Source organism: Saccharibacillus sp. WB 17, from assembly GCF_008634075.2.
In the GTDB taxonomy this organism is placed as follows: Bacteria; Bacillota; Bacilli; order Paenibacillales; family Paenibacillaceae; genus Saccharibacillus; species Saccharibacillus brassicae.
Map to the genome: position 1 here is coordinate 68823 of NZ_VPFK02000045.1, position 20107 is coordinate 88929.

The following is a 20107-nucleotide window of genomic DNA, read 5'->3' on the forward strand; positions in this document are numbered from 1 at the left end:
ACTACACTTCGTAGTCGACCGCCAGCGAGATTTCTTTGACTCCGTTAATGTATTCGATGATCTTCCGGTGGACCGGATGCGTCTGGTACGCTTCCAGGTCGTCCAGCGTCTCGACGGTTGCTGTCAGCGCGATGTCGTACGAACGCTCCGAACGCAAAATGTCGGTGCCGACTTCGAACGATCTCAGCTGCTCGATTTGGCCGTCCATGCTGCGCAGCACGTCCGCGGCTTCCGCCACGCTTTCGGCCGAACGGTTCTTCAATTTGAAAAAGACGATGTGTTTGATCATATTGTCTCATCTCCCGATGCAGAATATGGGCTGTCCATGCCTCAGAAAAAAGCTCACAAAGAAACTATATCATAAGGAGAGCGGTTACAGCCAAAATCGACAAGTCGATTTACCGAAAACGCTCTACGCCCTACGCAGGGCATAGCAAAGACCGGCTGTCGGTCGAGGCCGTCAGCCGGTCTTCGTTAGGTTGCGATTGAGGTTCAGACGCCGTGTCCGGCAGCCGCTTGGCAAGCCTTCACGGATGCTTTAGCGCGAACGGCGCCGGCCCATCAGGGCACCGCAGGCGATCAGCAGCAGCCCCGCGTACGCGTAAGCCATATCGCCGCTCTCGCCCGTCTGCGGCAGTTCCGACATTCCGCTGCCGCCTGCCATCGCGCTTTCGGCGAGTGCCGACGAAGCGGCGCCGCCTGCGCCTGCATCGGCTGCTCCGGCATCCATGGAGCCGGAGATCGAAGCCGGATTTGTCAGAGCCGCTGCCGTCACGAGCGAAGTCCGTTCCGGCATGCCGGCCCGATCCGCGTTCGAAGCATCCGCCGTGACGAGCGTGCCTTCGGTGACGAAGTCCGCGGGCTCGGCTTGAGCCACCTCCGCGTCCGGCGCCAACACGTCGAACTCGTCGCCTTCGGACGCCGTGACCGGCGTTACGACGCTGCCGGTCGAAGATTCGGGCTCGGTTTGGGCCGGCTCGGCAGCGGGCGTCGTGCCGGAAGCCGCGATAACCGTTCCTGGTACGATCAGGCTGCCGTCGATGACGACTTCGCCGGATGACGGCGTCGTGACGTCGGTGCCGGTGTCCGGCGTCGTTCCGCCGGTATTACCGCCGTTGTCAGTGTCCGGCGTTGTTCCGCCGGTGTTCCCGCCGTTATCGGTGCCCGGCGTTGTTCCGCCGGTGTTGCCGCCGTTATCGGTGCCCGGCGTCGTTCCGCCGGTGTTGCCGCCGTTGTCGGTGCCCGGCTCATTCGTCGTGGAAGAAGAACTTGGCAGGACGGAGACTTGAACGCCCGGCAGAAGGCCGTCCAGATTCAGGTCGAGCAGGGAGGAATTCTGGGACGTTCCGTTTGAATTGGCCGAACTGCCATTTTCCAGAACCGTCAGTCCCACCTCGCTGCCGAGCACCTCGTCCAGATTCAGGTTAATGAGCGAACCCGAATTTCCGGAAGCCGCCGGTTGATTCGGAGCCGTACCGGAAGTCGTCGTACTGCTGCTGTTCTCCAGCACACCGACATGCACGTTCTCGCCCAGCACTTCGTCGAGATCAAGATCGATCAGGGCACCGTTATTCGTGACTGTGGTACCGGTCGTCGATCCGCCTGTCGTCCCGTTCGTACCCGTTGCCTCGGAAGTCGTCGTCGCTTCTTCGCTTTCCAGAACGCCGACATGTACGCTCTCGCCCAGCACTTCGTCCAGATCCACGTTTACCAGCGCGTCAGCGTTCTTTTCGCTGGTTGTCGTCGTTCCAGTCGCGTTTCCGCCCGTCGTCCCGGTTGAACCGTTCGTGCCTGTCGCCCCGGAAGTCGTAGTCGCTTCTTCGTTTTCCAGAACGCCGACATGCACGCTCTCGCCCAGCACTTCGTCCAGATTCACGTTTACCAGCGCGTCAGCGTTCTTTTCGCTGGCTGTCGTCGTGGTTCCAGTCGCGCTTCCGCCCGTCGTACCGGTCGAACCGTTCGTGCCTGTCGCCCCGGAAGTCGTCGTCGCTTCTTCGCTTTCCAGAACGCCGACATGTACGCTCTCGCCCAGCACTTCGTCCAGATCAAGATCGATCAGGGCACCGTTATTCGTGACTGTGGTACCGGTCGTCGATCCGCCTGTCGTCCCGTTCGTACCCGTTGCCCCGGAAGTCGTTGTCGCTTCTTCGTTTTCCAGAACGCCGACGTGCACGCTCTCGCCCAGCACTTCGTCCAGATCCACGTTTACCAGCGCGTCGGCATTCTTTTCGCTGGTCGTCGTGGTTCCAGTCGCGTTTCCGCCCGTCGTACCGGTCGAACCGTTCGTGCCCGTCGCCCCGGAAGTCGTCGTCGCTTCTTCGCTCTCCAGAACGCCTACATGCACGCTCTCGCCCAACACTTCGTCCAGATTCACGTTTACCAGCGCGTCGTAGTCCTGGCTGGTCGTCTCGCCGGATGTCGGTGGCGCCGCGGAAGCCGCGGTCTGCGCGCTCTCCAGCACGCCGACGTGCAGCGTTTCGCCGATCAGGTCGTCCGTATTCAGATTGAGCAGGGATTGGCTGTCGGTGCGCGACTCGGCGTGAACCGGGATCGCCGTTTCCTCCGCCGAGACCTGGCCTTGCGTTGCTGCGAGAAGGGCTGCCGCAAATCCTGTTGTCCAAAGTGCTTTTACCGTCTTTTTCATGTGTATCGCTCCCTTTTATTTTTTTGATTTTTACGTCAAAAAGGGAGCTTGTTTCGGCGGCGAAAAAGGCGGAGCGTTAATCCATTGGCTGCCTTCCGTGTCGGAAACGGCTTTGAGCCGGTACAGCTTCGTCGCCGCGACCGGATCGAATCCGGTATGCAGCTGCGCGATCGGAGGCTGCGGCCCGGCGGAACCGGACCCTCCCTGCGGAGAGCCGGAGACGCCGCGCGCAGGAGCGCTGTCGGTCAACAGTCCCGGCGGCGCAGGCGGAAGATTCGCACGTCCGGCTCGTTTTGCCAGCGGCTGCGCCGCTTCCGTACCTGTCTGCGTGGCGCTCTCAAGGTCAGCGTTCGACGGATCTGCCGCTTTTCCTAAGGCGGCGTTCGCTGCGGAAGGGTTGGCCGGGTCCTCTCCGACAGTTTCCAATTCCGTTTCCGGGTCTGAAAAAGTCGGCTCTTCTCCCGTCATTCCTGCTGCGTTCGTACCGCTGTCTTGCTTAGGCGCGGGCGCGGGATCGGATACGTCCGTCAAGCGGGCGGCCGAAGCCGTGACTTCCTGCCCCGGAGCGACTGCAAGGCTGTTATCCGCCTGCGCCGCGTCCGGCATAACCGGGACGTTCGGCATACCGGATTCGGCGTTCGCCGGTCGTTCGACCTCAACGACCACGGCCGATGTCGCAGGCTGCTGCGACGGCGCGATCACTTCCGTGACCGGCTGCGAATTCGAATCCGGCTGCGTGAACGCGGAACTGCTGTTCGGCGCGACCGGGTCTGCTGTCCGCTCCGGCGGTGCTGCAGGCGCCGTAGGCGTCTGGCCGGCAGACATATCGCCCGGATCTTGATCGTTGACCTTCGGCGGCTGCACCGGGACCGGCGGCTTGGGCGTTGGCGTTGGCGGTGCCGTAGGCGATACCGGAACGACCGGCTTGCCGCCGCCCGGATCGGTAACCGGCTTGACCGCTTCCTGTACGGCGTCGGTCGTCTTCTGCACGATCCCTCCTACCGTGCCGCCGACGCCTTCCGTCACCTCGCCGACGCTGCCGACGACTTGACCGGCTTGTTCGACCGCGTTTTGAACCGTGCGATCGACCGTTTTGACCACCTGCCCCGTCTCTTCCAGCAATGTGCCTACAGGATCGGCAGCCTTGCCGTTTAATGCTTCTGTCACTTGTGGAAGCGTATTCATAGGAATGTCTACGCTTTCTCGTACCAGCCCATTCGTGTCCTGCACGACCTGTTCGACTGTATGGACGACTTGTTCGACCGTGTCGGCCGTCGGTTGGGTGACCGGCATAAGCAGCCCCCCGGCTGCTTCTCCCGTCGTGTCCAACGTCTCCCGAACGGCCTGCTGCGTCTGAGTTAAGGTTCCGTTTACCGTTTGCTCCAGCGTGCCTGTCACGCCGTTTACCGTCTGATTGACCGAATCGGATACGCCGCCGACCGTTTGGTCGACCGCATCAACCGCTCCTTTAAGCACATGGTCCAGAAGTACGGGGGTTGATCTCGCTTGTACGTCCGGCGGTTGAAAAATAAAAAAGCCCGCCGCCGACAAACAGATCGTCATTATCCATTTTCTCATCGATTCACCTCCTTTCGCCGCGAATTCGACTGCTGTTGGATGCGATCCGATAAGCTGTTTACGACAGCTATCTAAATGGCATCTATTCTTTTTTAACCGCGCTTTTTTCCTTCCGAAACAATAAAAGGTAAATAAAGTAAAAAGATCCTACCTGTGAAAAAGCATGAATTGGACGGCAGCAGCGATTTTACGCAAAAAAAAGAAAACCGCTTTCCCGTAAAGGAAAGCGGTTCTCCGAAGGCCAAGAACAGACAAGGCGGGTTAATGCCCGAATCTTTCTTATTCTTCTGTTTTCTCTTCGTCGCCTACGCGCTCAGGAGCCACTTCGGCTTCTTCGTCTGTCGCTTCCGGCTCTTCTTCAAGCTGCGGCAGAACGACGGATGCCAGGATTTCTTCTTCCGAAGAGATCAGCTTCACGTTGTCGGCCAGCTTGATGTCGGCTGCCGTCAGTTTGTCGCCGATTTCCAGATGCGTCACATCAATTTCGAGCGATTGCGGCAGGTCGTTCGGCAGTGCTTCGACTTCCAGCTCGTTCGCCTGGATTTGGAAAATGCCGCCTTCTTTCGATCCTTTGGCTTCGCCCTGGTAATCGACTGCGATCGTCGCGCGAATCGGCGTGTTCTTGTCGATCTGAATGAAGTCGGCGTGAATGATGCGGCCGTTAAGACGCTGCACGTCTTTGATCATGACCTGCGATGCCGAACCGCCTTTGACATTCAGCGAGAAGATGTCCGCGCCACCGCGCTGCACGTGACGCTGCAGATCCTTCGCATCGACGTGAACGGGGATGCCGTCCGCTTTCTTGCCGTACACGACAGCCGGAACGCGTCCGCTCTCGCGCAATTCTCTCATATCGGAACGTTTAAAACCGGTTCTTTTCTCAGCTTCAAGTGCTTTACTCATAACATTCGACCTCCTTGGAATTGGACAATTCGACTTGGGAAAGGTGTGATGCACCGGCCAGGCCGTGTTCTCCTTCGTCTTCACCTTATTCTATTACCCCGAAGAAGCTAACTTGTATCACCTGCCGCCCAATCTGGGTAAAATAGCTCGGCGGCTTGCCGCGGCATCAGCTTGCGGACGAATCCGAAGCAAGATGTTCGAGCAGGTACGGCGCCGTCCGGCTGCGCCCAGAAGCCGACACGTCCGTCGGCGTGCCGGCCGCCACGACGGTACCGCCTTCCGCGGCCGCTCCGGGACCGATATCGATCATCCAGTCGGCCTGGGCCGCGATCCGCATATTGTGCTCGACCATGATGACCGTATGGCCGGCGCGCACGAGCGCGTCCAGATGGCGCAGCAGGCGGTCGGCATCGACCGGATGCAGGCCGTTGGTCGGCTCGTCCAGCAGATACAGCGTCCGGCCGCGCTGCGTGCGCTGCAGTTCGGCCGCAAGTTTGATCCGCTGCGATTCGCCGCCGGACAGCTCCGTCGCGGGCTGGCCGAGCTTCAAATAGCCGAGCCCGAGATCGAGCAGCACCGACAGCGGCCGCGAGACGGCCGGCTGCTCCGCGAAGACGTCCACCGCTTCTTCCACGGTCAGCGCCAGCACGTCCGCGATCGTCAGATCGTTCCATTTCACTTCCAGCGTCTCGGCATTGTAGCGCGCTCCGCCGCATTCCGGGCACGGCACGTACAGGCTAGACAGAAACATCAGCTCGATCTGGACGAAGCCCTGCCCTTCGCAGGACGGACAGCGTCCGGCCGCCACGTTAAAAGAAAAGCGGCCCGCTTTGTAGTCACGCTCCCGGGACAGCGGCGCGTCGGCGTACAGCTTCCGGACGTGATCGAACAATCCGGTGTACGTCGCCAGATTCGAGCGCGGCGTGCGGCCGATCGGCTTCTGGTCGATCCGTACGAGGCGGCGCAGGGAATCAAGATCGCCTCCGGCTTCGCCCGAAATCTCGCCCGGCTGTTCGTCCTCGCCTTCTTCCGCCGGTTCGGCCGGCAGATTGCCCAGATGCGGCGCCAGCAGCGCCGGCAGCGCGCCGGAGATCAGGCTGGACTTGCCGGAACCGGACACGCCGGTCACGGCGGTCAGGCAGCCGATCGGAATCTCCACGTCCAATTCGTGCAGATTATTGTAGGAGACCCGATTCAGCTTCAGCCAGCCTTCCGGCGTCCGGCGTTCCCGGAGCACGGAAGCGGAATCCGCGAACAGATACCGCCGCGTGATCGAACGTTCCACGTCCGCCAGGCCGGCCGGCGGGCCGCTGTACAGCACTTGCCCTCCGCGTTCGCCCGCTTCGGGGCCGATATCGACCAACCACTGCGCCTGCTTCATGATGTCGAGGTTATGCTCAACCACGAACACGGAGTTGCCCGCGTCGCGCAGCGCCGCAAGCGACTCCAGCAGCGCTTCGCCGTCGGCGGGATGCAGACCGGCCGACGGTTCGTCCAGCACGTACACGACCCCGAACAGCTTCGAGATCAGCTGCGTCGCCAGGCACAGCCGCTGCAGCTCGCCCGAAGACAGCGTCGGCGCCGGGCGGTCGAGCGACAGATGGCCGACGCCGATCGCGATCAGCCGATCCAGCCGCCCTGCCGCGTCTTCGACCAGCCGCCGGGCGATCAGCGCTTTTTCCGTCGCTCTCCGATGCGCGGAATCGGCCTTCGGCGACTCGTGCGCCTGCACGGCTTCTTCAAGCCTGCGCTGCAGCTCCGTTACGGGCAGCCGGAACAGATCGGCGATGTCCATTCCCCCGAAAGTGACGGAGAGCGCTTCCGGCTTCAATCTTTTGCCGTGGCAGAGCGGGCAGGGACCGACGACCAGATAAGGTTCGAGCCGCTGGCGGCGCCCCGGATTGTCGGCGGAAGCGTACATATGAAGCAGTTGGCGGCGCGCGCCGGTATAATTGCCCATATAATCGTGCTTGCGTCCGGAACGGATCGCTTCCTGGATCTGCTCGTAATCGAGATCGGGGTACACCGGAGCGGACGGCTTCTCTTCGGTAAACAAAATCCAGTCGCGGTCGGACTGCGGCAGTTCCCGCCACGGCTTGTCCACGTCGTAGCCGAGCGAGATGAGGATGTCGCGCAGGTTCTGCCCGTGCCAGGCGCCCGGCCACGAAGCGATCGCCCGCTGGCGGATGCTCAAGCTCGGATCGGGCACCATCGACGCTTCGGTCGCGTCGTAGATCCGGCCGAGCCCCTGGCATTCGGGGCAGGCTCCCTGCGGCGTATTGGGCGAAAAATCTTCGGCGTACAGCACCGGCTGTCCGGCCGGATAATCGCCGGCGCGCGCATACATCATGCGCAGCACGTTCGAGATGGCCGTCAGGCTGCCCACGGTGGAGCGCTCCTGCGGCACGCTGCGCTGCTGTTGAAGCCCGACCGCGGGCGGCAGCCCTTCGATGCTCTCGACCTGCGGCGTGCCGGCCTGCTGGATCAGCCGTCTGGCATACGGCGCGACGGACTCCAGGTAGCGCCGCTGCGCTTCGGCGTACAGTGTGCCGAACGCGAGCGACGATTTGCCCGAGCCGGACACGCCGGTAAACACGACAAGCGCGTCGCGCGGAATATCGAGATCGACGTTTTGTAAATTATTCTCGCTGGCTCCGCGGACGCGAATCATGTCGCGCGGATCGCGAGCGGGTTCGGATGAATGGGATTGATGCGATATACTCATGCTGGCGTTCCTCCTTGGCGCTTCGTACTGATCGCCCTGCGAATTCGGTTCGTCTTCCGGACGGGATCGGCAGCCGATCCGTCGTCTCGGTATCTTTACCTCATTCGCTGCAAAAGAAATCAGCAGGCAGTTATGGAGAGTGAGTCGGGCAAGAGTCGGAAACGAGCGATTCCGGGCGGAAGCACGGAATCGGGAACGCCGAAAAAAAACGTTTGAAAATGCAAAACCCACGTTCGAATACGCAAAAATCACGTTCGAATACGCAAAAATCACGTTCGAATACGCAAAAAAACCGCCGATTTCCCTAAAGGAAACCGACGGTTCTTCGATGAAACGAGATGCGGTCGAGAGGACTCGAACCTCCACGGGGGTTAGCCCACACGGACCTGAACCGTGCGCGTCTGCCAATTCCGCCACGACCGCATAATAGTTGGCTGGGCTTTTTGCCCTGCCCAAATAATATAGCACAGCCGGTAGGCGGATTGCAAGCCTTTTGGCAAGAAAGTTCGCATGCCGTGCCAAAGGGAATGCTGCATGATCTTTTGGCCGTCTTCTTGCCCTGCCGCCTTGCTGGAAAAGGGAGCCGGCAGCCTTCTTGGGAAGTCTTATCCGGCAAATGTGTACCAAAAGTCAACATTTCAGGCGGAATGAGGGCCGCGAACAGAAAATGTGTGCATTTGGTCAACATTTTCTGCCTGTCGGGCCGGAAATCGGGCTTTTTCACGAAAAATGTATGCATCAAGTCAACATTTTGCGCGGAATACGGTTTTTGAGCGGAAAATGTGCACAAAAAGTCAACATGACCGCCCGCCCCCCTCACCCCCGCCGAGGCTTGGCGGCCGAACTGCGTTCGACCAGTTCCGGCGCGTAGACGACGTCTTCGTATTCGACGGCCGAACCCGAAGCGCCGCTCTCGATCATGGCGATCAGCCGCCGGGCCGCTTCGCGGCCCATTTCTTCCTTCGGATGCGTCAGCGTCGTCAGCGGCACGCCGGAAGCGAGCGCGAGTGCCGAATCGTCGAAGCCGACGACCGACACGTCGCCCGGCACGGACAGTCCGAGCTCGCGCGCCGCATTCATGAGCGGCACGGCCAGTTCGTCGTTATAGGCGACGAGCGCCGTCGGCCGGTTCGGCGAAGCGAGCAGTTCGCGCACGCGCCGAAGCGGCAGTTCGCCTTTTTGCCCCGTCGCGTACGTCACGACATGCTCGGGCAGCAGCGGAATGCCCGCTTCGCGGTGGGCGTGCATGAAGCCGCGCAGCCGGTTGACGCCCTGCAGATCGTCCGTTTTGAAAAAGCCGGCGATCCGCGTATGCCCCTGCCCGATCAAATACCGGGCCGCGGTCGAGCCGCCGAGTTCGTCGTCCACTTTGAGGCACGGCACTTCCAGTTCGCGGTAGCGTTCGTTGATCATGAGGAACGGCAGGTTTCTCGACTGCATCGACAGGTAGAACGGAAGGTTGGGATTACCTTCGGCGCTTTTGGTCGGCTCGATGATCAGCCCGCTGAGCGGTTCGCTCAGCATAAGGCGCAGGCATTCCATCTCTTTCTCCTTGTCGTTGTCGGTGCTTGCAAGCAGCAGCCGATAGCCGCGGCTGCGCAGCTCGGCTTCGGCGCCCCGCACGATATGCGGGAAAATATAATCGGAGATGTACGTCGTCACGATGCCGATCGTCCGCGGCTGCGCCGCTTCTTCGCGGATGCCGGCGCTGCGCACGAACGTGCCTTTGCCCTGCACCCGTTCCAGCAGCCCCTGGCGTTCGAGTTCGGAGAACGCCTGGCGCACCGTCTGGCGGCTGAGCGAGAACTGCTCGGCGATCTCGTTCTCCGACGGCACTTGTCCGCCGGGCACCAATCGGCCGCTTTCGATCCAACTTAACAGTTCGTTTTTCAAGATCATGTATTTGGGAAGCCGTTTGTTCATCCTGATTCACCTCGGTCTGTATTTGCGTTCGTATCCGGTGCGGGCCGGCAGTCTCCGGCATCTGCCGGGCGCACCCGGAAAGCGATCCTAAGATAGCGCTCTCAAGCTTAATTGTACGTACAAGTTTAGTTTAAGTGCCGGTTTGGGAAAATGCAAGCCGAACTTCCGCCGGCCCGGCCGGGTTCAGCGCCCGCTCCCGCGCCGCGGCAGCAGCCCGCCTTCCTCCAGCCACCGCGCGAGCAGTGCGTTGAATGCTTCCGGCTGCGCGAGCGAAAATCCGTGTCCGATACCGGGCCGCACGACAAGCTCCGACCCGGCGCGCATCTGTGCGAGATCCCGCGCCGAGCGGCGCATCGAGCCGCTTTCCTCTTCGCCGACGGTCACGAGAAGGCGCGCCGTCGAATAGGCAAAGCCGGCCGGCAGCCGGTAGCCGAGACTTTCCCGCACCGTTCGGATCAGCCCGGCACGGCTGATCCCGAGACTGTGCGCATAATACATATCGAATTGTTCGCCCGGCACGTACAAGCTTCGGGCTTGCAGCGCCGCGAATTTGCGGCTGCGCATCAGCGGGTAGAACAGCGAGATCAGCGGCCCGGCCAGCGGACGCGCAAGCGACGCCGGATAGATCGAACCGCTGCCCAGCATGGCGCCGCTCAGCAGGTCCGGACGATCGCTCATCATCTGCATGACGATCTGGGCGCCGAGCGAGAAGCCGACGGCCACGATCGGCCGACCGGCGCTTTTTCGTTCGGCAAGCCGGATCAAGGCTTCCGCGCTTTTTTCGATAGTAAAACGTTCGTCTTCCCCCGTTCCGTCCTGCTCCGACCATTCCGGTACCAGGCAGTGCGCATGCCGAAAATGCTCGACCTGCCGATCCCACATCCAACCGCCGACCCCGCCGCCGTGCACGAACAGCAGCAGCAGCGGAGCGTCGATCGGACCGGATTCCGTGTACGTCCACGCCATACCGTTTCCCCCTCTTTTTTCCCATATTCCAACCTTATCACACTTCTTCCGCACGACCGTTTTCCGCGCACAATCGCCCTGTACTGAATTGTGACTTTTTCAAGTGAAATATTTCACATTTGATGTGATTACGATCACCAACCTCTTCAATCGCGTTCTCCTATAATGAGGATGCAAGGTAGATCAAATTTGAAATAGCGGCGGCTTACCGGATATTCCGGCCCCGCCCTTTCCTGCAACTCACGTTGTGAATAAGTTCACATTAACGAAAGATCGCCGATCCGCAGCACCCCTGCCCCGCCGCCTGACGGCCGATACGACGCACGCACGCGGGCCGCGATCTTCCCTTCATCCGAATTCAAACGCCAAGGAGGCTTTTCCTCATGAACACCGTCAAACAAAAGCTGATCGTCATCGGCAACGGCATGGCCGGCATCAATACGCTGGAACAGATTCTCAAGCTGACCGACCGGTTCGACATTACCGTTTTCGGCAGCGAACCGCATCCCAACTACAACCGGATCATGCTCTCGTACGTGCTCGAAGGCAGCAAAAAGCTCGAAGACATCGTGCTGAACGACTGGAGCTGGTACGAGGAGAACGGCATCGCGCTGCATACGAACACGACGGTGACGCAGATCGATACGGTCGGCAAAACAGTGCTCACCGATACCGGTCTGACGCAGGCGTACGACAAGCTGCTGATCGCGACCGGCTCCAATTCGCTTATGCTTCCGATTCCCGGCAGCGACCGCGAAGGCGTCGTCGGCTTCCGCGATATCGCCGACTGCGACCGGATGCTGGACGCGGCGAAGCAGTACAAGAAAGCGGCCGTCATCGGCGGCGGACTGCTCGGGCTCGAAGCGGCCAAAGGGCTCGTCGGCCTCGGCATGGACGTGACCGTCGTCCATCTGATGAACGACCTGATGGAACGCCAGCTCGACAGCCAGGCTTCCGCCATGCTCAAGACCGAGCTGGAACGCCAGGGCATCAAGTTCGCGATGGGCAAATCGACAGCCGAGATGACCGGCGACCACCGCGTGCGCAAGCTCGTATTCACGGACGGCGAAGAACTGGAAGCCGAATTCGTCGTCATGGCGGTCGGTATCCGGCCGAACAAGCAGATCGGCGAAGTCAGCGGCATCGACACGAATCGCGGCATCCTCGTCGACGACTTCATGCGCACGTCCGCGCCGGACGTCTACTCGGTCGGCGAATGCGCGGAACACCGCGGCGTCTGCTACGGACTCGTCGCTCCGCTGTTCGAGCAGGGCAGCGTCCTCGCCAAACATATTTGCGGTATCGACACGGCAGGCTACGGCGGTTCGATCACGTCGACCAAGCTCAAAATTTCGGGCGTGGACGTGTTCTCGGCCGGCGAATTTATCGAGACGCCGCAGCACACCGTCATCTCGGCCAAAGACGAATGGAAACGCACCTACAAAAAAATACTGCTCGATCAAGGCAAAATCGTCGGCGCCGTGCTGTTCGGCGACGTGACGGAATCCGCTTCGCTGCAAAAATACGTCCGCGAACGCACCGAAATGAACGACGAAATCTACGGCGATCTGATGGGCACCGGCCACTGCGGCAGCGGCAAATCGAAAACGGCCGCGGTAGAGAAAATGGCCGATGACGAAATCGTCTGCGGCTGCAAAGGCGTCACCAAAAAAGTCATCGTCGACGCGATCACCGAACAAGGACTGACGACGGTCGACGAAATCAAAGCGTGCACCGGCGCGACCGGTTCATGCGGCGGCTGCAAGCCGGTCGTCGAACAGATTCTGAGCTTCGTTCTCGGCGACGGCTTCAAGCAGACGGTCAAGACCGGCATCTGCGGCTGCACCCCGCTGAGCCGTCAGGAGATCGTGGCCGGCATCAAGGAAAAAGGGCTGCGGACGACCAAAGAAGTCATGCATGTACTCGACTGGCATAACGCGGAAGGCTGCTCCAAGTGCCGGCCAGCCGTCAACTACTATCTGGGCGTCATCTACCCGGGCGAACACAAAGACGAGAAAGAATCGCGTTTCGTCAACGAACGCATGAACGCCAACATTCAGAAAGACGGCACGTACACGGTCGTTCCGAGAATGTACGGCGGCGTGACGACACCGGAAGACCTCAAGAAAATCGCCGATGTGTCGGTCAAATACAACGTCAAAGCGGTCAAAGTGACCGGCGGACAGCGGCTCGACCTGATCGGCGTGCAGAAGGAAGATTTGCCGAAAGTATGGGAAGAGCTGGACATGCCTTCGGGCTATGCGTACGCCAAATCGCTGCGGACGGTCAAGACGTGCGTCGGTTCGCAGTTCTGCCGCTTCGGCACCCAGGATTCGCTGGCGGTCGGCGCCATGCTCGAACGCAAGTTCGAACGGCTCGATTTTCCGGCCAAATTCAAGATCGCCGTTAACGGCTGCCCCCGCAACTGCGCCGAATCGTGCACCAAAGACATCGGCATCGTCGGCAACGACGGCGGCTGGGAAGTGTTTATCGGCGGCAACGGCGGGATCAAGGCCCGGCTGGCCGACTCGCTCTGCAAAGTGAAAACGGACCAGGAACTGACCGATACGGTCGCCGCCGTCATGCAGTATTACCGCGAGACCGGCAACTATCTGGAACGGACGTCGGAATGGGTCGAACGGATCGGCCTGGAAGACATCTACGCCAAAACGGTTGCGGATGCCGAAAACCGCCGCAAATTGATCGACGATATCGAATATGCGCTGACGTTCGTGGAAGATCCGTGGAAACAAGTGCTCAACGACAAAAAACTGCGCAGCGAATTGTTCGAGACCGCCGCGCCGGCTCTGCCGCAGGCGTAACTGTCCGCGTAACGGCCAACCGATCAACCGATCCCGAGAGGAGCTTGACCATGACCTATCCATCGAACGTTTTTGCCGGTACGACGCCGATCGTTCTTGACTCCGTCGACCGTTTCCCGAGCCGCATCGGCCGCGTTTTCCTCGTCGACAACACCGAGCTTGCCGTCTTCCGCACGTCGGACGACGAATTCTACGCTGTCGAGAACCGCAATCCCCATCCCAAAGGCGGGCCGCTTGCCGAAGCGATCGTCTCCGGCCACTATATTTACGATCCGCTGTACGATTGGAAAATCGACCTGAAGACCGGCCTCGTGCAGCAGCCCGATACCGGTCAGGTCCGGACGTTCCGCGTCGAGGTCGCAGACGGACGGGTCGTTCTCTTCCCGAACCAGTACCCTTTCAACTCTTAGTGTCGACAAGGTACAAAACGTCTGCTGCGTTCGCCCGTTTCACCCGTTTTGCCCATTCGCATGCCAGGAGGCCGATCTCATGTTTACCGAAAGTGTACGTTCCCTCGTCGAAGCCGCAGTCAAAAAAAGGGATTTCATGAATGAACACCCGCTCCGCTATCTGATCAGCGCCGTTCTTGCCGGTGCCTATGTCGGTCTCGGCATCATTCTGATCTTCTCGCTGGGCGCTCCGCTCGCCGCGATCCAATCGCCGTTCCAGTCGCTGATCATGGGCGCCTCGTTCGGGATTGCCCTCACGCTCGTCATCTTCGCCGGCTCGGAGCTGTTTACCGGCAACAACATGTTCTTCACCGCTTCCACGCTGGCCCGTCGCACTTCGGTCAAAGACCTCGGGAAAAACTGGACGCTCGTATTTCTCGGCAATCTGGCGGGCGCCGTCATCGTCGGCCTGCTCGTGCTCGGAACCGGGCTGTTCAAAAATATCGCGCCGGAGCATCTGATCTTCGCCGCCGCGGCCAAAAAAATGAGCCTGCCCGTTATGGAACTGTTTTTCCGCGGCATTCTCTGCAACTGGCTCGTCTGCCTCGCAATCTGGATGGCCAGCCGGACGACGAACGAAGCCGCGAAAATCATGCTGATCTGGTGGTGCCTGTTCGCTTTCATCGCAAGCGGCTACGAGCACAGCGTCGCCAACATGACGCTGCTGAGCACGGCGCTCATGCTGCCGGGCCACCCGGCGACGATTACTTTGGCCGGCTGGCTGCACAACATGATCCCCGTCACGCTCGGCAACATCGTCGGCGGAGCCGTGTTCGTCGCCGGCGCCTATTGGGCCGTGTCCCCGGTGCGAAAAGCGCAGCCGGGAGCGCAGGATTCGGCGCAGACGGATACGCGCTCCGCTTCCTGAACGTGAGAGAACTGAATGGAATAGTAACGTTTTTGACCCTCCGCATGGCTGCGGAGGGTTTGTTCATATTGTTCCGGTGCTCTCTTTTAACCTTGTCTTTTGCCGGTAGGCCTTAATTTTCATTAAATCGCTTACACGTGTTCAAAAACGGTTTCGAATTGTAACCAACGTAGTGCTTTGTCACTAACTTTCGACATTTGCCAAGTTTTTTATTGAATTTTCGAGCAACTATCTCTATATTCGATTGATACGAAGGGCTTAGGAACATTCACCTACACTCGATTATAACGTTACCCGGACGCCGCCTATCCGCTGTTTTGCCCATACAGAAAGGAACGTGAACGCAAGCATGACTATCGTTGATTCCATGATCCAGGTCGTCCCTTATTTGAGTCAAATGATGCGCGAAAATACGGCCATCACCATTTACGATCATACGCATATTCTCTATTATGTGCAGTCGGGCGATTTCGATCTCGGCCTGAAGACCGGAGACCCGCTGTATCCCGGGTTCGAGAACTTCAGCGTACTGAAAGGCAGCAAGCAGCCTATTCTCGCCGAATACCCGGCCGAAGCGTTCGGCTATGGTTATCCGCTCCACGCGGTTATCATCCCGCTGCTCGAACAAGACGAAGTCGCGGCGATCCTGACCGTGACCTACGACCAGACCAACCAGGAGAAGCTCAAAAGCATCGCCGCCGATAACCGTTCGATCGCCGACAATCTCGTCGAAATGGTCCAGCATGTGGCGGCCCACGCGCAGCAGATGCAGGCGACGAGCGAGCAGATTCTGACCAACACGAAGACTGCCGTGCAAAAATCGGTCAAGATCAACAGCGTCGCGACGCTGATCAAGGAAATTTCGGACCAGACCAACATGCTCGGTCTCAACGCCGCCATTGAAGCTGCGCGCGTCGGCGAACTGGGCGCCGGCTTCGGCGTCGTCGCTACCGAAGTGCGCAAGCTTGCCGTCCATTCCAAAAGCGCGACCGCCGATATCGAGATCGCGCTCAAAGACGTTCAGGATTCGATCCGCGTTATGGAAAACGAGATCTCGCAGATCGTCGCTTCGTCGCAGGAACAGGCCGATCTCGTCACGACGTTCACGGACGTGATCGAACGGCTGCAGCAGACCGGCGAATCGATGCAGGATCTAGCCGGCAGCCTGACCCGTTACCATCAATCGGTTCGTTAAGCATGTGCAGCGGCTGCCCACCGGTCCAGACCGGGATAAGGGCAGTTTTTGCTTTTTAAATAGGCAATTACGGGAACGAGGCAGCCGCACAGCATGCAGGTCGTACCTCCCTGGAATTTGGGGCATGCTTCGCAGGCGGCGAGCCGCGCTTCGTACTGGCTCTGCGGCACTCTCAGCTCCGGCGCAAAGGCCGGCGAAGCCAGCAGACGCTCCATCTGGCGGTCGTTGACCGCAAATTCGTCCCCGCAGCTTCGGCATGTTCGATTATTGTCGCGCACAGGCTTTTCTCCTTCCGGCTTGCTTCGCTTATTCATGAATCATTCGGGCATCCACGATCATTATATCCGTTCTTGCATTTACAGGCGACCAACCTCTAAACTGATAGATATAGATTTGTTTCGCAAATCCGTTGCCGAAGCAAAGCCAAGTCTGATTCCGAAGGAGAGAACCGTGATTTCATGAAGGCCCTTAGAGATTTTTTCTACATTCCGGGCATTCGCAGGGCGCTGGCGCTCATTCTGGCCGTCGTGCTGCTCCTGATGCTTCGGAGCATGCTCAGCATGCTGCTGATTACCTTTATCCTCACCTATCTCATGAACCGTCTGCACCGTTTTATTCGAAAAGGCACGGACCGGATCAAGATCAACAACAAAATCGTCCTGCTGTTCACTTATGCCCTGCTGGTCTTCGCGCTTGGATTCGGGGTGTACCGGTATTTGCCCGTCTTTATTTACGAAATCCAGCAGCTGATCACCCAGGTCATCTCGTTCTATAACAATCTGTCGAACCTGGTGCTGCCGGACAATGCGTTTACGCGCTACATCATGAATTCCGTCAAGGAGTTCGATATCGCGAGCTACGTCGAAGGCGGTTTCGATTTCATTCTGCACACGCTGAGCGATATCGGCAAATGGAGCCTGAACCTGTTTATCGCCTTTATCCTGAGTTTGTTCTTCAATCTGGAAAAAGACAAAGTGTCGTCGCTCATGTCCAAATTCCGCTACAGCAAAGCCGCCTACTTCTTCACGGAGCTGGAATACTTCGGCCGCAAATTCGTGTCGTCGTTCGGCAAAGTGCTCGAAGTGCAGTTCATGATCTCGTTGACGAACTCGCTGCTGTCGCTCGTATTCCTGTGGATTCTAGGCTTCCCGAACCTGTTCGCGCTGTGGCTCATGATCTTCCTGCTCGGCCTCGTTCCGGTCATGGGCGTCATCATCTCGCTCGTTCCGCTGTGCGCGATCGCGTTCAACATCGGCGGCTTCAAGATGATCCTGTACATCCTGATCATGATCGTCGTGCTGCACGCGTTCGAAGCGTACATCCTGAACCCGAAATTCATGTCGAACAAAACGCATCTGCCGATCTTCTTCACGTTCCTCATCCTGCTGCTGGGCGAGCATTTCCTCGGCGCCTGGGGCCTGATTGTCGGCGTGCCGATCTTTATCTTCCTGCTCGACATCCTGGAAGTCCCGCTGGAACCAGGCGCCAAAGCCCCTCCTGGCACGCCGGCCAAAAAGAACGAACCGCCGGCTATGCCGCCTACGGTGCAGTGAAGGAGTGACGCTGGGATAGTGCCTCCGCTGCTGCTTCGCACGACAGCTTTTTGTATGGAAAAGAGACCGAACCGGAGCTTCGCGGTTCGGTTTTTTGGCTTATTTGGGAGGATTGGCTTGTTATTCCGGGGATCGGCTTATAGGGTGACGGGATAGCGGGTAAGCGAACTCTAACGAATCCTCGTATCGCTAATGTCGGGTTTTTGCGCTTTTTGCTGCTGTAACGAATCGTCAGAGCATTATTTGCTTGTTTATGGGCAAAAAGCGGCGTTTACGCTCAAATAGCGTGCTGACGATTCGTTAGTTTGCCCGAAACCGTCGAAAAGGCTGAAATAGCGTGTTTAGAATTCGTTAGCGGAAGCAAAGCCAAGCCGAGTGAGCGTCAGCGGCGAATAGCCGGCGGCAGGCAAAAAAAGGCCCGGCGGGGTGGCTCCGCCGGGTGTGTCTTGTATCTGGTTAAGAGGGGTTGAACCTAGAATAACGGTTCAAGCTGAAAGCAACCTGATGCCAAGTTAAAGATTGGCTTAAAATCTGCGACTTTTTGCGGCGATTCGCGATGACGATGAATTCTGATTGCTCAGGAGTAGGTCTGCCCCCTCCGCGTCCGGACAAAAAAAGGACCCCGGCAGCGTGGCGTCGCCGGGGTCAAACTCTATGTGTAGAGGGGATTGATTACATCTTAATCGCCCAACCTGAAAACAATCTGAAATCGCGCTGAACGTTGGATAAAAGAGCGCCAGCTTTTTTCCCACGTCGGCTTGAGATCGGCTTCATTTGGCTTCGAATCGACTTCGAGTTGGCTCCGCTTCGTTTCCGCCTTGCCCTGCAACGTTCCGCTACAGCGCCCCGTAAGCCGCGGCCCGCACTCGCAGATGATAATGTTCTTCCATGTTCGGCAGCATCTGGTGCATGTAGACGATCGCCGTATTGTGCTCCGGCGAGATCGAAGTCCACGTGCCGGCCATGCCGGTCCAGCCGAACTCGCCAAGCGGACTATTGCTGCCGCCCGCTGCCCGGTCGACGAGCGTGCGCACGCCGAGACCGTAGCCGTAGCCGGCCGAATACGAGCCGCCGAAGTCTTGCATCTGCGTCTCGTCCAGATGATTGGTCCGCATCAGGTCGATCGTATGGCGGCCGAGGATGCGCACGCCGTTCAGCGTTCCTCCGGCGGCCATCATGCTTGCGAACTTGAGATAGTCGCGCGTCGTCGCGTACAGGCCCTGCCCGCCCAATTCCAACGTCGCGTCGGGACGATGCAGCGTATCCATCTCGCCGGATGCCGGCGTCAGCGTGCCGTCGTCCGCCCGTTCGTACATCACCGCCATCCGCTCTTCGATATCGTCCCGGTAGCGGTAGCCCGTATCGGTCATGCCGAGCGGCCCGAAAATCTCGTCCTGCAAAAACTGTCCGATCCTTTTGCCCGAAATGACTTCGATCAACCCCGCGACCAGGTCATGCCCGTATCCGTACAGCCAATGCGTGCCCGGCTCGAACATGAGCGGCGCCTGCGCCGTCGCCCGAATCTCGTCGCGCAGCGTGTAGCGTCCGCCGGTCCGCTCGCGCAGTTCGCCGCGCAGCCGCGTCAGCTCGCGCACCGACAGCGATTCGCCGTACGGGTACGGATGCCCGGTCATCATGCCGAATGCGTGCCGGATCAGAATCGGATTCTGCACCGGTTCGGTATGGACCTGTCCGGTCGGACTCGTCACCGTTTTGCGGACGTGTTCGAATTCCGGCAAATAGCGGTGCAGCGGTTCATTCAGCAGGAACTTGCCCCGCTCGAACAAGATCAGGGCCGCCGCGCAGACGATCACCTTCGTCATCGAATAGAGCCGGAAGACCGTATCCGGTCCGGTATCGATCCCTTTTTCCACGTTGGCCTGCCCGAAATAATGTTCATATACGACCTCGCCGCCCTGGGCGATCATGCAGGCACCGCCGGCAGGGCCGGTCTCCGGAAAAGAGCGGAGCAGGGCCGTTAAGTGATCGAATTGTGCCATAATAAGTTCTCTCCTTCGTTAACTGAAAGTAGGCGTTGGTCAGGCTTCCCGCCTCCCTTTCGCCTGTCTCGCAAATGCTGAAAGCGTTATCTGCACTTTCTATTTTGACAGACCGAAACCGGTTTATCCAGTCGTGATGGCAAATAAAAAAGCCGATAAAGGATTAAGGCCCTTTACCGGCTTGTCTTGCTGTGTAGCTATTATGGAGCCTAGGGGGCTCGAACCCCTGACCTCGTCGCTGCCAGCGACGCGCTCTCCCAGCTGAGCTAAGGCCCCGTATCAGTTTTTCTCACAAGAAATAATATATCACAGACGAGTTGCCGAGTCAACACCCTAAATCACCGTATCCAATGGTTCATGATTTGGGCTCGTGTACCCCTATCGCGGCGGCAGCACTCCTTTCGGTTATGCCCTCGTAAATTCGGGGCTCACGAACAAAAAAGGCAAATCCCTTAACGAGCAAGGCATTACGACCTCAGCG

Annotated in this window: 14 protein-coding genes and 2 tRNA genes; 5 read left to right on the forward strand and 11 right to left on the reverse strand. The window is 59.1% G+C overall.

The features are described 5' to 3' along the window. Position 1: 1 nt before the first annotated feature. The 8 genes from FTE24_RS20735 to FTE24_RS20770 all read right to left on the reverse strand — a co-directional run bounded on the left by FTE24_RS20735 (position 2) and on the right by FTE24_RS20770 (position 10739). Positions 2–289, reverse strand: coding sequence for a Dabb family protein (locus FTE24_RS20735; RefSeq protein WP_141449160.1), 288 nt, complete (start codon positions 287–289; stop codon positions 2–4). Between the two features lie 249 nt (positions 290–538). Continuing rightward, positions 539–2644, reverse strand: a complete 2106-nt coding sequence (locus FTE24_RS20740) for an LPXTG cell wall anchor domain-containing protein (RefSeq protein ID WP_150231241.1) — start codon at positions 2642–2644, stop codon at positions 539–541. A 30-nt stretch (positions 2645–2674) separates the two neighbouring features. Continuing rightward, complete coding sequence (locus tag FTE24_RS20745; protein ID WP_150231243.1) at positions 2675–4222, reverse strand: hypothetical protein; 1548 nt, start codon at positions 4220–4222, stop codon at positions 2675–2677. Between the two features lie 279 nt (positions 4223–4501). Continuing rightward, positions 4502–5125 (reverse strand): 50S ribosomal protein L25, encoded by a 624-nt coding sequence (locus FTE24_RS20750; RefSeq protein ID WP_150231245.1) that lies wholly within the window; start codon positions 5123–5125, stop codon positions 4502–4504. 166 nt (positions 5126–5291) lie between these two features. After that, entirely contained in the window at positions 5292–7850 is a 2559-nt protein-coding gene (locus FTE24_RS20755; RefSeq protein ID WP_150231247.1) for an excinuclease ABC subunit UvrA, read from the reverse strand. Positions 7851–8189: 339 nt separating this feature from the next. Then, positions 8190–8273 (reverse strand) — tRNA-Leu (locus FTE24_RS20760). A 393-nt stretch (positions 8274–8666) separates the two neighbouring features. Beyond that, positions 8667–9773: a GntR family transcriptional regulator gene (locus FTE24_RS20765; protein WP_141449155.1), complete on the reverse strand. Its 1107-nt coding sequence runs from the start codon at positions 9771–9773 to the stop codon at positions 8667–8669. A 183-nt stretch (positions 9774–9956) separates the two neighbouring features. Continuing rightward, positions 9957–10739 carry an alpha/beta fold hydrolase gene (locus tag FTE24_RS20770; protein ID WP_150231249.1) on the reverse strand — a complete coding sequence of 261 codons (783 nt, stop codon included), beginning with the start codon at positions 10737–10739 and terminating at the stop codon, positions 9957–9959. A 383-nt stretch (positions 10740–11122) separates the two neighbouring features. Between FTE24_RS20770 and nirB the strand changes: the two genes are divergently transcribed. The 4 genes from nirB (at position 11123) to FTE24_RS20790 (ending at position 16073) form a co-directional block, all read left to right on the forward strand. Then, complete coding sequence (gene nirB, locus FTE24_RS20775) at positions 11123–13561, forward strand: nitrite reductase large subunit NirB (RefSeq protein WP_150231252.1); 2439 nt, start codon at positions 11123–11125, stop codon at positions 13559–13561. A gap of 50 nt (positions 13562–13611) precedes the next feature. Further along, on the forward strand, positions 13612–13971 hold the full coding sequence (nirD, locus tag FTE24_RS20780) for a nitrite reductase small subunit NirD (RefSeq protein WP_150231255.1): 360 nt from the start codon (positions 13612–13614) through the stop codon (positions 13969–13971). A gap of 79 nt (positions 13972–14050) precedes the next feature. Further along, a complete protein-coding gene (locus FTE24_RS20785; RefSeq protein ID WP_150231257.1) occupies positions 14051–14878 on the forward strand; it encodes a formate/nitrite transporter family protein in 828 nt (275 codons plus the stop codon). A 349-nt stretch (positions 14879–15227) separates the two neighbouring features. Further along, on the forward strand, positions 15228–16073 hold the full coding sequence (locus tag FTE24_RS20790; RefSeq protein WP_150231259.1) for a methyl-accepting chemotaxis protein: 846 nt from the start codon (positions 15228–15230) through the stop codon (positions 16071–16073). On the opposite strand, the gene FTE24_RS20795 is transcribed toward FTE24_RS20790, so the two are convergent. After that, entirely contained in the window at positions 16070–16351 is a 282-nt protein-coding gene (locus FTE24_RS20795) for a DUF6171 family protein (RefSeq protein ID WP_337190075.1), read from the reverse strand. The two genes, FTE24_RS20790 and FTE24_RS20795, sit on opposite strands and share 4 nt — an antisense overlap. A gap of 180 nt (positions 16352–16531) precedes the next feature. Here FTE24_RS20795 and FTE24_RS20800 point away from each other — a divergent pair, with 180 nt between their 5' ends. Then, on the forward strand, positions 16532–17626 hold the full coding sequence (locus FTE24_RS20800; protein ID WP_150231264.1) for an AI-2E family transporter: 1095 nt from the start codon (positions 16532–16534) through the stop codon (positions 17624–17626). Positions 17627–18462: 836 nt separating this feature from the next. On the opposite strand, the gene FTE24_RS20805 is transcribed toward FTE24_RS20800, so the two are convergent. Both FTE24_RS20805 and FTE24_RS20810 read right to left on the reverse strand, forming a co-directional pair. Then, entirely contained in the window at positions 18463–19626 is a 1164-nt protein-coding gene (locus FTE24_RS20805) for a serine hydrolase domain-containing protein (RefSeq protein ID WP_150231266.1), read from the reverse strand. Positions 19627–19829: 203 nt separating this feature from the next. Further along, positions 19830–19902 (reverse strand) — tRNA-Ala (locus FTE24_RS20810). Positions 19903–20107: the final 205 nt, after the last annotated feature.

What these genes read in the sequence shown, in the direction of transcription:
- FTE24_RS20735 (WP_141449160.1), bottom strand. Translation starts at nt 289, where the DNA reads ATGATCAAACACATCGTCTTTTTCAAATTGAAGAACCGTTCGGCCGAA.
- FTE24_RS20740 (WP_150231241.1), bottom strand. Translation starts at nt 2,644, where the DNA reads ATGAAAAAGACGGTAAAAGCACTTTGGACAACAGGATTTGCGGCAGCC.
- FTE24_RS20745 (WP_150231243.1), bottom strand. Translation starts at nt 4,222, where the DNA reads ATGAGAAAATGGATAATGACGATCTGTTTGTCGGCGGCGGGCTTTTTT.
- FTE24_RS20750 (WP_150231245.1), bottom strand. Translation starts at nt 5,125, where the DNA reads ATGAGTAAAGCACTTGAAGCTGAGAAAAGAACCGGTTTTAAACGTTCC.
- FTE24_RS20755 (WP_150231247.1), bottom strand. Translation starts at nt 7,850, where the DNA reads ATGAGTATATCGCATCAATCCCATTCATCCGAACCCGCTCGCGATCCG.
- FTE24_RS20765 (WP_141449155.1), bottom strand. Translation starts at nt 9,773, where the DNA reads ATGAACAAACGGCTTCCCAAATACATGATCTTGAAAAACGAACTGTTA.
- FTE24_RS20770 (WP_150231249.1), bottom strand. Translation starts at nt 10,739, where the DNA reads ATGGCGTGGACGTACACGGAATCCGGTCCGATCGACGCTCCGCTGCTG.
- nirB (WP_150231252.1), top strand. Translation starts at nt 11,123, where the DNA reads ATGAACACCGTCAAACAAAAGCTGATCGTCATCGGCAACGGCATGGCC.
- nirD (WP_150231255.1), top strand. Translation starts at nt 13,612, where the DNA reads ATGACCTATCCATCGAACGTTTTTGCCGGTACGACGCCGATCGTTCTT.
- FTE24_RS20785 (WP_150231257.1), top strand. Translation starts at nt 14,051, where the DNA reads ATGTTTACCGAAAGTGTACGTTCCCTCGTCGAAGCCGCAGTCAAAAAA.
- FTE24_RS20790 (WP_150231259.1), top strand. Translation starts at nt 15,228, where the DNA reads ATGACTATCGTTGATTCCATGATCCAGGTCGTCCCTTATTTGAGTCAA.
- FTE24_RS20800 (WP_150231264.1), top strand. Translation starts at nt 16,532, where the DNA reads ATGAAGGCCCTTAGAGATTTTTTCTACATTCCGGGCATTCGCAGGGCG.
- FTE24_RS20805 (WP_150231266.1), bottom strand. Translation starts at nt 19,626, where the DNA reads ATGGCACAATTCGATCACTTAACGGCCCTGCTCCGCTCTTTTCCGGAG.